The organism is Massilia sp. UYP11, assembly GCF_050434805.1.
GTDB lineage: Bacteria > Pseudomonadota > Gammaproteobacteria > Burkholderiales > Burkholderiaceae_D > Telluria.
In genome coordinates, this window is record NZ_JBNDJE010000014.1 from 33,579 (window position 1) to 45,708 (window position 12,130).

At 66.8% G+C, this 12,130-nt stretch carries 12 protein-coding genes; 6 read left to right on the forward strand and 6 right to left on the reverse strand.

Annotated features, from left to right (window positions below; translation table 11 throughout):
• Positions 1-17: 17 nt before the first annotated feature.
• From ABIB38_RS17380 to ABIB38_RS17395, 4 genes are read left to right on the forward strand one after another with little or no spacing between them, the layout of a single operon-like run.
• Entirely contained in the window at positions 18-1,088 is a 1,071-nt protein-coding gene (locus ABIB38_RS17380; protein WP_429205723.1) for an aminoglycoside phosphotransferase family protein, read from the forward strand.
• A gap of 8 nt (positions 1,089-1,096) precedes the next feature.
• On the forward strand, positions 1,097-1,819 hold the full coding sequence (gene murU, locus ABIB38_RS17385) for an N-acetylmuramate alpha-1-phosphate uridylyltransferase MurU (RefSeq protein WP_429205724.1): 723 nt from the start codon (positions 1,097-1,099) through the stop codon (positions 1,817-1,819).
• Positions 1,816-3,162: a Xaa-Pro aminopeptidase gene (pepP, locus tag ABIB38_RS17390; protein ID WP_429205726.1), complete on the forward strand. Its 1,347-nt coding sequence runs from the start codon at positions 1,816-1,818 to the stop codon at positions 3,160-3,162. The genes murU and pepP overlap by 4 nt, the downstream gene beginning before the upstream one ends.
• Complete coding sequence (locus tag ABIB38_RS17395; protein ID WP_429205727.1) at positions 3,159-4,307, forward strand: FAD-dependent monooxygenase; 1,149 nt, start codon at positions 3,159-3,161, stop codon at positions 4,305-4,307. Before pepP ends, ABIB38_RS17395 begins: the two co-directional genes overlap by 4 nt.
• A gap of 88 nt (positions 4,308-4,395) precedes the next feature.
• Here ABIB38_RS17395 and ABIB38_RS17400 read toward each other — a convergent pair whose 3' ends face one another.
• The 6 genes from ABIB38_RS17400 to ABIB38_RS17425 form a co-directional block, all read right to left on the reverse strand.
• Positions 4,396-5,148 (reverse strand): SDR family oxidoreductase, encoded by a 753-nt coding sequence (locus tag ABIB38_RS17400; protein ID WP_429205728.1) that lies wholly within the window; start codon positions 5,146-5,148, stop codon positions 4,396-4,398.
• Complete coding sequence (locus tag ABIB38_RS17405; RefSeq protein WP_429205849.1) at positions 5,145-6,296, reverse strand: alkene reductase; 1,152 nt, start codon at positions 6,294-6,296, stop codon at positions 5,145-5,147. The genes ABIB38_RS17400 and ABIB38_RS17405 overlap by 4 nt, the downstream gene beginning before the upstream one ends.
• A 160-nt stretch (positions 6,297-6,456) precedes the next feature.
• A complete protein-coding gene (locus tag ABIB38_RS17410; protein WP_429205730.1) occupies positions 6,457-7,062 on the reverse strand; it encodes a TetR/AcrR family transcriptional regulator in 606 nt (201 codons plus the stop codon).
• A gap of 142 nt (positions 7,063-7,204) precedes the next feature.
• Positions 7,205-8,662 (reverse strand): NAD(P)(+) transhydrogenase (Re/Si-specific) subunit beta, encoded by a 1,458-nt coding sequence (locus ABIB38_RS17415; RefSeq protein WP_429205732.1) that lies wholly within the window; start codon positions 8,660-8,662, stop codon positions 7,205-7,207.
• Positions 8,659-8,997 (reverse strand): NAD(P) transhydrogenase subunit alpha, encoded by a 339-nt coding sequence (locus ABIB38_RS17420; protein WP_429205734.1) that lies wholly within the window; start codon positions 8,995-8,997, stop codon positions 8,659-8,661. Before ABIB38_RS17420 ends, ABIB38_RS17415 begins: the two co-directional genes overlap by 4 nt.
• A 55-nt stretch (positions 8,998-9,052) precedes the next feature.
• Positions 9,053-10,165 (reverse strand): Re/Si-specific NAD(P)(+) transhydrogenase subunit alpha, encoded by a 1,113-nt coding sequence (locus ABIB38_RS17425; RefSeq protein ID WP_429205736.1) that lies wholly within the window; start codon positions 10,163-10,165, stop codon positions 9,053-9,055.
• Positions 10,166-10,408: 243 nt separating this feature from the next.
• Between ABIB38_RS17425 and ABIB38_RS17430 the strand changes: the two genes are divergently transcribed.
• Together ABIB38_RS17430 and mnmA are read left to right on the forward strand one after the other, a co-directional pair.
• Positions 10,409-10,891 carry an NUDIX hydrolase gene (locus ABIB38_RS17430; RefSeq protein WP_429205737.1) on the forward strand — a complete coding sequence of 161 codons (483 nt, stop codon included), beginning with the start codon at positions 10,409-10,411 and terminating at the stop codon, positions 10,889-10,891.
• Between the two features lie 18 nt (positions 10,892-10,909).
• Complete coding sequence (mnmA, locus tag ABIB38_RS17435) at positions 10,910-12,022, forward strand: tRNA 2-thiouridine(34) synthase MnmA (RefSeq protein WP_429205738.1); 1,113 nt, start codon at positions 10,910-10,912, stop codon at positions 12,020-12,022.
• Positions 12,023-12,130: the final 108 nt, after the last annotated feature.

Sequence of the window (12,130 nt, forward strand, 5' to 3'; positions counted from 1 at the left end):
ATTCGTCAGGCCGCTCCATGTCATCTTTGTATCAAAATTCTTCCACTTCGGTCGGCGCCGCGCACGAGACCGATCCGCGCCTGGCACAGCTGAACGACTGGCTGGCCTCGACCGGCCTGGTGGAAGTCGGAAGCGGCCGCCCTGCCTCCGTCGATGCGAGCTTTCGCCGCTATTTCCGCTACGACGTCGTGCCCGCCATGCAGGACAAGCTGGGCGCGACCCTGGTCGCCATGGATGCGCCGCCGGAACGCGAGAACGTGCCGGCCTTCGTCCACGTGCAGGGCCTGCTGTTCGACGCCGGCGTGACCGTGCCGGCGATTGCCGCGCGCAACGTCGAACAGGGCTTCCTGCTGCTGGGCGACCTGGGCGGCACCACCTACCTGGCGCGCCTTTCCAGCGACAACGCCGCGTTCATGTATTCGGACGCGGTCGACGCCCTGCTCAAGTTCCAGATGGCCAGCCAGCCCGGCGTGCTGCCCGAGTTCGACCGCGCCTTCATCCTGCGCGAGCTGAACATCTTCCCGGAGTGGTACCTGAACCGCCACCTGGGCGTGACCCTGGACGACAAGCAGCAGGCGCAGCTGGACAAGGTATTCGAGGCGATCGCCTCGAACGTGCTGGCGCAGCAGCAGGTGTTCATGCACCGCGATTTCCATTCGCGCAACCTGATGTTCCTCGACCAGGGCAACCCCGGCGTGCTCGATTTCCAGGACGCCGTGTACGGCCCGGTGACCTACGACCTGGCTTCGCTGCTGCGCGACGCCTATATCCAGTGGGACGAAGAGATCGTGCTGGACTGGGTGGTGCGCTACTGGCAGAGCGCCAAGGGGGCCGGCCTGCCGGTCAACCCGGACATCGACGCCTTCTACCGCGACTTCGAGTTCATGGCCATGCAGCGCCACCTGAAGATCCTCGGTATCTTCTGCCGCCTGAACTACCGCGACAACAAGTCGCACTACATGGGCGACCTGCCGACGGTGCTTGACTACGTGCGCAAGACCGCCAACCGCTACGCCGAACTCAAGCCGCTGCTGCGTCTGCTCGACGCCGTGGAAAACAAGGCGCCCCAAGTCGGCTACACCTTCTGAGGTCCAGCATGAAAGCAATGATTTTCGCCGCCGGCCGCGGCGAGCGCATGCGGCCCCTGACCGACAGCTGCCCCAAGCCCTTGCTGAAAGTGCGCGGGCGGCCCCTGATCACCTGGCACGTGCTGAACCTGGTGCGCGCCGGGATCACCGACATCGTGATCAACCACTCCCACCTCGGCCACATGATCGAGGAAGAACTGGGCGACGGCAGCCGCTACGGCGCGCGCATCGTGTACTCGCACGAGCCGACGCCGCTCGAGACGGCGGGCGGCATCGTCAATGCGCTGCACCTGCTGGGCGACGAGCCGTTCCTGGCCGTGTCGGGCGACATCTATGCACCCTACTTCGATTTCTCGCTGGCGCTCGACGCGCTCAAGGATATCGATGCGGTAGGCGTTCCCTACCCGGTCGACCGGCGCGACATCGCCTGGCTGTGGCTGACGCCGAACCCGTGGCACAACCCCGAGGGCGACTTCGCGCTCGACATGTACACGCTCAAGAACGACGGCGCCACCAAATGGAACTTCGCGGGCATCGGCGTGTACCGCGCCGAGATGTTCGACGGGCTCCGCGCCGGCGAATTCCTCAAGTTCGGCCCCCTGATGCGCAAGTTCATCGAGCAGGGCCGCGTCGGCGGCGAGATCTACCAGGGCCAGTGGGTCAACGTCGGCACCGTGGGCCAGCTGGAAGAACTGAACGCGCCGCTGCGGGCGGCCAAGACGGCTTCATGATGCCGCATTGCGCTGCGCATGCGGCCCGGCGCGCGCAGCTGCTGGGCCGCATGCAACCGGGCGCGGTCGCCGTGCTGGGCACCGCGTTGACGGCGCCGCGCAACGGCGACAGCGACTATCCCTACCGCCACGACAGCCATTTCTATTACCTGACCGGGTTCGCCGAACCGGAAAGCTTCGTCGTGCTGGTCGCGGCCCGAGGAGAACTGCCGGCGCGCACGATTCTGTTCTGCCGCGAGAAGAATGTCGAGCGCGAGATCTGGGACGGTTTCCGCTTCGGCCCCGAAGCGGCGCGCGATGCCTTCGGCTTCGACGAGGCCTGGCCGATCGACGAACTCGACGCGCGCATGGCCGACGTGCTGGCCGATGCGCCGGCGCTGTACTACGCGCTGGGCCACGGCGCCGAACTCGACGCCCGAGTGGCCGGCTGGCTCAGGGCGGTGCGCGCACGCGGCCGCAGCGGCGTCGCCGCGCCGCAGACGATGCACCACCTGCTGGGCATGCTGGACGAGATGCGGCTCGTGAAGGACGAGCACGAAATCGCCCTGATGGCGCGCGCCGGCGCGATCTCGGGGGAGGCCCATGCGCGCGCGATGCGCGCCACCCGGCCCGGCATGTTCGAGTACGAGATCGAGGCCGAGCTGCTGCACGAATTCCGCCGCAACGGGGCGCAATTCCCGGCCTATCCCCCGATCGTCGCCGCGGGAGCGCGCGCCTGCGTGCTGCATTACAGCGCCAACGACCGGCGCGTCGAGGACGGCGACCTGGTGCTGATCGACGCCGGCTGCGAGCTGGACGGCTACGCCAGCGACATCACGCGCACTTATCCGGCCAATGGCCGCTTCGGCGACGCCCAGCGCACCCTGTACGCGCTGGTGCTGCGCGCGCAGGCCGCGGCGCTTGCGGCCATCCATCCCGGCCGCCTGTACAGCGCGATCCACGATGCGGCGGTGCGGGTGCTCACCGAAGGCATGCTCGACCTGGGCCTGCTGGACCGGAACAAGGTGGGCTCGCTCGACGACGCGATCGGATCGCGCGCCTATGCGCAGTTCTACATGCACGGCACCGGCCACTGGCTGGGCATGGACGTGCACGACGTCGGCGCCTACCGCGACCCGAGCCTGCCCGACAAGCCGTCGCGGCCCCTGCAGCCGGGGATGGCGCTGACGGTGGAGCCGGGCATCTATGTGCGGCCCGGCGAAGGCGTGCCGGAACAATACTGGAACATCGGCATCCGGATCGAGGACGACGTGGTCGTGACCGACGCCGGCTGCCGCATCCTGACCGCCGGCGCGCCGAAGGACATGGCGGAGATCGAAGCACTGATGCGGGAGACACGATGACGCCAGCAGACCTGGACTTCGACGTGGCGATCTGCGGCGCCGGCCCGGTGGGCCTGGCGCTGGCGGCCTTCCTGGTGCGGCGCGGCGTGCCGGGTGCGCGTATCGCCCTGATCGACGGCAAGTCGCTGGGCCAGGCGATCTCGGACCCGCGCTCGATCGCGCTGTCCTGGGGCAGCGTGCAGCTGCTGGACGAGCTCAAGGCCTGGCCGTTGCCGGCCACCGCGATCCACCAGATCCACGTCTCGCGCCGCGGCCATCTGGGTCGCAGCCTGATGGACCGCCGCGACCACGACGTCGCGGCACTGGGCTACGTCACGCGCTACGGCGCCGTGGTCGACGCCCTGGCGCGGCGCTGCGAGGCGGCCGGCGTCGCCATGCTGCGCCCGGCGCGCGTGCAGGCGCTGGACGACACCCCCATTGGCGTGCAGTTGGCGCTGGACGACGGCCGCCTGGTGCGCGCGCAGGTGGCGGTCCAGGCCGAGGGCGGCATCTTCGGCCGGCAAGACCAGCGCGCCAGGAGCCGCGACTACGAACAGAGCGCCGTGATCGCGCGCGTGACGAGCGACGCGCCGATCGCCCACCGCGCCTTCGAGCGCTTCACCGGCGAAGGCCCGCTGGCCCTGCTGCCGGAAGACGGTCCCGACGGCCACCAGTATGCGCTGGTGTGGTGCGTGCGCCGCGCGCGCGCCGGCACGATCCTCGCGCTGGACGAAACGGCGTTCCTGAAGCAGCTGGGCGAAGCCTTCGGCACGCGCCTCGGCGCGTTCACCAAGGCGTCCCCCCGCGTCGCCTTCCCCCTCGGCCTGAACGCCGAAGCGCGCGCCACGGCGCGCACGGTCGCCATCGGCAATGCCGCGCAAACCCTGCATCCAGTCGCCGGGCAGGGCCTGAACCTGGGCCTGCGCGACGCCGCCGTCCTGGCGCGCCAGCTGGCGCGCGACGCCAGTCCGGCCGCGATCGAACGCTTCCAGGAAGAGCGCGCGCAAGACCGCAAGCTGACGATCGGCCTGACCGACACCATGGCCCGCGCCTTCACCGGCAGCAAGCCGCTGCAACCACTGCTGGGCCTGGGCCTGGCGGCGCTCGACCTGGCCAGACCCGCGCGCACGCTCCTGGCCGACCTGATGATGTTCGGTCGCCGCTAACCGTTCCTGCCGGGTGGATGCGCGGCCCTGCCGCCGGCTGGCGGCAGGGCGCCGGGAGCGGATTCGCTCCCGGTTCAAAAATTCCTGGTCAGAATTCCTGTGCGGTCGGTCGCAGTACGATTTCATTGATGTCGACGTCGGCCGGCTGCTCGATCGCGAAGGCGATCGCCCGCGCCACCGAAGCGGCCGGAATCGCTTGCCGGTAGAAGTCGAGCACGGTCTGGGTCGCGCCGCCCGTGGTGCTGTGCTTGAGATCGCTTTCCACGGCGCCGGGCTCGATCGAGGTGACGCGGACCTTGCTTCCGACTTCGTGGCGCAGACCTTCCGAGATGGCCCGGACCGCGAACTTGGTGCCCGAGTACACCGTGCCGCCCGGCGAGAACACCTTGACCCCGGCGACCGAGCTCAGATTGATGATGTGTCCGCTTTGCTGGGCCAGGAAGCGCGGCAGGGCCGCGGCGATCCCGTACAGGACGCCCTTGATGTTCACGTCGATCATGGCGTCCCATTCGTCGGTATTGACCTCGGCCATCGGACGAATCGGCATCAGGCCGGCGTTGTTGATCAGGACGTCGATCCGGCCGAAGTCGGCGACCACGGCGGCCACGACCGCCTCCACCTGCTTCTTGTCGGTGACGTCGAGGACATAGCCCCTGGCCTCGCCGCCGGCGGCGGCGATCTCGGCGACGACGCCGTCGATCTTGTCCTTGCGGCGGGCCGCGACCGCGACCCGGGCGCCGCGTTCGGCGAGCAGGCGCGCAGCCTCCGCGCCGATGCCGGTGCCGCCGCCGGTGATCAGGACTACTTTGCCTTCGATTTGCTGGTTCATGTGCTGATTCATGCTGGTTCTCCTTGGTTGATGGTTTGCGCATGGCGCGGGTAATCGGTAAAGCCGGCCTCGCCGCCGCCGTACATGGTGGCGGCGTTGAGCGGATTGAGCGGCCAGCCCTGGGCGATGCGCTCGGGCAGGTCCGGGTTGGCGATGAAGGGGCGACCGAAAGCGATCAGGTCGGCCAGGCCGGCCTCGACCAGGCGCGCGCCCTTCTCGGCGGTATAGCGGCCGGCGTACAGGATCTTGCCGCTGAAGGCGGCGCGCACTGCTTGCCGGAACGCGAGCGGCAGGTCGGGCGCCCCGTCCCAGTCGGCCTCGGCGATCGACAGGTAGCCGACGCCGGCGCGTTCGAGTACCGCGATCGCTTCCAGATAGGTCTGGTGCGGATCGTCCTCGACCAGGCCGATGTAGACGCGTTCTTCGTCGGTGCCGGAAAACAGCGGCGCGAAGCGCACCCCGAGCCGGTCGGGTCCGACCACCTCGCCCACCGCCTGCACGATCTCGCGCAGGAAGCGCAGGCGGTTCTGCAGCGAGCCGCCGTATTCGTCGCTGCGGTGGTTAGAGTGGGCCGAGATGAATTGGTTGACCAGGTAGCCGTTGGCGGCATGGATCTCGACGCCGTCGAAGCCGGCGGCCAGCGCGTTGCGCGCCGCCTGGGCGTACAGGGCGACCAGCTCGCCGATCTCGGTCACGCTCAGCTCGCGCGGCACCGATGGCTCCACCAGCTCGCCGGCGCCGGGGCCGGTCTCGATGAAGACCTTGACCCCGGCGGCCCGGATGGCGGACGGCGCCACCGGCGCGCCGCCGTCGGGTTGCAGCGCGGCGTGCGAGACCCGGCCGACGTGCCACAGCTGGGCGAAGATGATGCCGCCCTCGGCATGCACGGCCTCGGTCACCTTGCGCCAGCCGGCGATGTGCGCGGCGTCATGGATACCCGGCGTCCAGGCGTAGCCCTTGCCGCGCGGCTCGATCTGCGTGCCTTCGGTGATGATCAGTCCGGCGCTGGCGCGCTGGCGATAATAGCTCGCCATCAGGTCGTTGGCGACGTCGCCGGGCTGGGTGGAGCGCTGGCGGGTCAGGGGCGGCAGCACGATGCGGTTCTTCAGCGTATGGCGCCCGAGGGGCGCCGGCGCGAACAAGGATGGATGATGGGACATGTAGGAGTCTTTCGGTTCGGTGGCGGGCTCAATGGGCTCGGCCTGGGTTACGGTCAGTTTATTCATGGGCTTGCTCCTGCAATTTATGAAGTAGACCAGTCGTCTAATCCTGGCGCCGAAAAAAGACGCTTCGCTGGGAAGCGTCCGGTGCGACCCGCGTTCAGCGGGCCAGGCGCAGCAGGCGTTGTGTTGTTTCCATCGCGGCATCGAATGGCGATGCATCGCGCACGATCTTGACCATGACGCTGGCGCCGAGCCAGAGCTGGTACAGGGTTGCCGCCAATTGCGCGGGATCTGCCTGCGCCGCGAGCGAACCATCGGCTGCACCGCCTTCGATCGCCTGTGCCAGGCGAGTCACGATGCCGTCGGTACCTTGCTTGAGGGTCAGGCGCATCGGTTCCGACAGGTCCGCGACTTCCGCGCCCAGCTTGACTGCAAGGCATTTGCCCTGGCAATCGTAAAACGATTGGTTGGCGCGCCAGGACTCGAAGTACGCGACCACGCGCTCCGCCATGGTCTTGTCGGCCTGCTGGAACATGCGGTCCATGTCGGCCAGGTAATCCTCGAAATACTTTGCCAGCAGCGCTTCGCCGAAGGCGTCCTTCGACCCGAAGTAATGATAGAAGGATCCTTTCGGCACACCCGCCGTGGCCAGGATCTCGTTCAAGCCGACCGCCGAGAAACCCTTGCCGGCCATGATGCGCTGCCCGACCGCGACAATATTGTCACGGACGTCGGAAGAGTCATGTGTCGTTGTCTTGGCCATGACGGCACTATAGATCGAATTAGACCAGTCGTCTAGAACTTTCTCACATTATTTTTCTGGCCGGCGCCCGCACCGAGGGCGGGAATGGATGATCGGATCACTTCCTGGCCGGAAGTTGTCATTCCATTCCCACGCCGCCCTCTTAGTCGATGGCCTTGACCATCGATTCGATGACCTTCTTGGCGTCGCCGAACACCATCATCGTGTTGGGCTGGTAGAACAGGTCGTTGTCCAGGCCGGCATAGCCGGAAGCCATCGAGCGCTTGTTGACGATGATGCTCTTGGCGCGGTAGGCCTCCAGGATCGGCATGCCGGCGATCGGCGATTTCGGGTCCTTCGCGGCCGGGTTCACCACGTCGTTGGCGCCCAGCACCAGCACCACGTCGGTCTGGCCGAATTCGCCGTTGATGTCTTCCATCTCGACCACCTGGTCATAGGGCACCTCGGCCTCGGCCAGCAGCACGTTCATGTGGCCCGGCATGCGGCCGGCAACCGGGTGGATCGCATAGCGCACCGTCACGCCGCGCTCCGTGAGCTTGTCGACCAGTTCCTTGACCGTGTGCTGGGCGCGCGCCACCGCCAGGCCGTAGCCGGGGACGATGATCACCGACTCGGCGTTCTGCAGGATGAAGGCGGCGTCTTCGGCGGAACCGGATTTCACGGGACGCTGCTCTTTTTCGCCGCCGGCGTCGCTCACCGCCTCGCCGCCGAAGCCGCCCAGGATCACGTTGAAGAAGGAGCGGTTCATCGCCTTGCACATGATGTACGACAGGATCGCGCCGCTCGAGCCGACCAGCGAGCCGGCGATGATCAGCATCGAGTTGTTCAGCGAGAAGCCGATGCCGGCCGCCGCCCAGCCGGAATAGGAGTTCAGCATCGACACCACCACCGGCATGTCGGCGCCGCCGATCGGGATGATGATCAGGACGCCCAGCACGAAGGCCAGCGCCGCCATCGCGATGAAGGGCGTCCAGGCCGGCGCCACGCCGTCGGCGAAGCAGAACATCAATCCCAGCGCCACGATCGCGATCGCGATCGCCAGGTTCAGGATGTGCTGCCCGACGAAGCGCACCGGCGCCCCCTGGAACAGGCGAAATTTGTATTTGCCCGACAACTTGCCGAAGGCGATCACCGAACCCGAGAAGGTCACCGCGCCGACGAAGGTGCCGATGAACAGCTCCAGCCGGTTGCCGAACGGCAGCGGCGTCTCGCGGGTGGCGATATTGAAGGCCCAGGGCTCGGACACGGCGGCGATCGCGATGCACACCGCCGCCAGGCCGATCAGCGAGTGCATGGCCGCCACCAGCTCGGGCATCTTGGTCATCTCGACCTTCTTCGCGGCATAGGCGCCGATCGCGCCGCCGACCACGACGCCCAGCAGCACCAGGACGAAGCCCGAGCCGCCGCCCTGCCCCAGGCTGTCCTGCAGCTTGAGCATCAGCGCCACGGTGGTCACCACGGCGATCGCCATGCCGGCCATGCCGAAGGCGTTGCCGATGCGCGCGGTCGAGGGCGAGGACAGGCCCTTGAGCGCCTGGATGAAGCATACCGAGGCGACCAGGTAGAACAGGGTGACGACGTTCATGCTGATGCCGTTCATGACTGCTTCTCCCCGGTCTTCGCCTCGGGCGTTTCCTTCGCGGCTTTCGGCGCCTTCTTCTTGAACATCTCCAGCATGCGCTGGGTGACCAGGAAGCCGCCGAACACGTTGACCGCCGCCAGCGCCACCGCGACCGTGCCGGACACGCGCCCGGCCAGGCCCTCGGTCAAGCCGGCGGCCAGCATGGCGCCGACGATCACGATCGCCGAGATGGCGTTGGTGACCGCCATCAGGGGCGTGTGCAGCGCGGGGGTGACGGTCCAGACCACGTGGTAGCCGACGTAGATCGCCAGCACGAAGATGATCAGGTTGATGATGGTGTGGCTGATTTCCATGCCTAGTCTCCTGTCCTGTCCTGTCCAGTCCTGTTCCGGACTTGTCTGAAGCAATCTATTTACGCAGCACTTCCCCGCCGGCGCACATCAGCGTCGCGGCCACGATCTCGTCCTCGCGGTCGATGAAGAACCGGTCGTCCTTGTCGATCACGAGCTTGAGGAAGTCCAGCACGTTGCGCGCATACAGGGCCGACGCATCGGCCGGCACCAGCGCCGCGAGGTTCGGCTCGCCGATGATGTGCACCCCGTGCCTGATCACGGTCTTGCCCAGCTCCGTCAGCGGGCAGTTGCCGCCCTGGGAGATGGCCATGTCGACGATCACGGAACCCGGCTTCATGGCGCGCACCGTCTCCTCGCCGATCAGGACCGGCGCCTTGCGGCCCGGGATCAGGGCGGTGGTGACGACGATGTCGGCCAGTTTCGCGCGCTCGTGCACCAGTTCGGCCTGGCGCCGCATCCAGTCGGCAGGCATCGGCCGCGCATAGCCGCCGCTGCCCTGGGCGATCTCGCGTTCTTCATCGGTCAGATACGGCACGTCGATGAATTTGGCCCCGAGCGACTCTACCTGTTCCTTCACCGGCGGACGCACGTCGGACGCTTCGATCACGGCGCCCAGGCGCTTGGCGGTGGCGATCGCCTGCAGCCCGGCCACGCCCACGCCCATGATCAGCACGCGCGCCGCCTTGACCGTGCCGGCCGCCGTCATCAGCATCGGCATGAAACGCCCGTAGGTATTGGCGGCCAGGAGGATGGCCTTGTAGCCGGCGATATTGGCCTGCGAAGAGAGCACGTCGAGCGACTGCGCGCGCGTGATGCGCGGCGCCGCTTCCAGCGCGAAGGCGATGAGGCCGCTCGCGGCCAGCGCGGCGAGGTTCTCGGCATCGAAGGGATCGAGCATCCCGACCAGCACCGATTCGCTGCGCATCAGGCCGCGTTCGGCGCTGTCCGGGCTGCGCACCTTGAGGACGATGTCGGCGCCGAATGCGGCGGCGGCATCGACGATGCTGGCGCCGGCCGCCTCATAGGCAGCATCGGGCGCCGCGGCATGAAGGCCGGCCCCGGATTGCACCAGGACCTGGTGCTTGGCGGCCAGTTTTTTGACAGTTTCAGGAGTTGCTGCAACACGGGTCTCGCCCGGCCTGGTCTCGGCCGGTATGCCTATCCTCATGACACCTCCGTACGTTGGAATACTCGAGTGCACAGCTTGTCTTTACAGCAAATACAACAATATACGCCTCCTTTTATTGATCTTGCAATGCTTATGACAAAACTCATGCCGCTCGGGAGATTTGCCAACATTTTTGCGACAGATCAAGCGCAATTAACGTCAGGCAAGCGCCACAGGGAGGGGGAGGCTGAGCAGAGCAGCCGCCGCCCGAGGTAGAATACCGGCTCATTTTCAAGGACAGGCATGAGCGACATCTTCAAACCATCGGTTACCGTGGCTGCGATCATCGAGCACGAGGGCCGTTTCCTGCTGATCGAAGAAGAGACGAGCGAGGGCGTCAAGCTGAACCAGCCCGCCGGCCATCTCGACCCGCACGAATCGCTGGAACAGGCGGTCGTGCGCGAGGCGCTCGAGGAAACCGCCCACGAGTTCATCCCGCGCAGCCTGGTGGGGATGTACATGTCGCGCTACCACTCGAAGTCGCGCAATGCCGATGTCACCTACCTGCGCTTCACCTTCGCCGGGACCGTCGGCCGCAAGTTCGACCAGCCGCTCGACGAAGGCATCCTGCGCACCCTGTGGATGACCCGCGACGAGATCGCCGCCACCGCCGACCGCCACCGCAGCCCGATCGTGCTCAAGTGCGTGGACGACTACCTGGCCGGCAGCAGTACGCCGCTGTCCCTGCTATACACCCATTCCTCGGTATTCGAGGGCGGGATCTGAATTCGATACGGACGCAACATGAGCAAGAAAAAAGTCGTGATCGGGATGTCGGGCGGAGTCGACTCCTCGGTCGCGGCGTGGATGCTGAAAGAACAAGGCTACGACGTGGTCGGCCTGTTCATGAAGAACTGGGAAGACGACGACGACTCCGAATACTGCTCGACGCGCCAGGACTGGATCGACGCGGCCAGCGTGGCCGACGTGGTCGGGGTCGACATCGAGGCGGTCAACTTCGCCTCGGAATACAAGGACCGCGTGTTCGCGGAGTTCCTGCGCGAATACCAGGCCGGCCGCACGCCCAACCCGGACGTGCTGTGCAATGCCGAAATCAAGTTCAAGGCCTTCCTCGACCATGCGCTGAAGCTGGGCGCCGACCTGATCGCGACCGGGCACTACGCGCGCGTGCGCCAGAACACGGGCAGCGGCAGGTTCGAACTGCTCAAGGCGTTTGACGCCACCAAGGACCAGAGTTACTTCCTGCATCGCCTGAACCAGGCGCAGCTCTCGAAGTCGCTGTTCCCGCTGGGCGAGATCCCGAAAACCGAAGTGCGCAAGATCGCCGAAAAGCTCAAGCTCCCGAACGCCGCCAAGAAGGATTCGACCGGCATCTGCTTCATCGGCGAGCGCCCGTTCCGCGATTTCCTGAACCGCTACCTGTCCTACAAGCCGGGCCCGATCAGGCTCGACGACGGCACCACGGTCGGCGAACACGTCGGGCTGTCGTTCTACACGCTGGGCCAGCGCAAGGGCATCGGCATCGGCGGCCTGAAATCGCGCAGGAATGCGGACGGCACCAGCGAGCCATGGTTCGTGGCGCGCAAGGACATCGAGGCCAACACCCTGTACATCGTGCAGGGCCATGACCACCCATGGCTGCTGTCGAACCGGCTGGAAGCCGGCCAGGCCAGCTGGATCGCGGGCCAGGCCCCGGATCCGCGCGAGTTGTCGGCCAAGACCCGCTATCGCCAGGCCGACGTGGCCTGCAGGATGCAGGCTGCAAGCGACGGCCGCTTCGCGCTCGATTTCGCGGATCCGCAATGGGCGGTCACCCCTGGCCAGTCGGCCGTGCTGTACGACGGCGACGTCTGCCTGGGCGGCGGCATCATCGACGCGCGCTCGGGCGTGGCCTGACGCTGGCGCATCAAGGGGCGCGCCCGGCCTAATGACGTTAAGTTAAGGCGAAAGTCTTCTTGAGTTAGCGTAAAAACGTCGTTACTGCCACTGGCAGTAACGACTCCC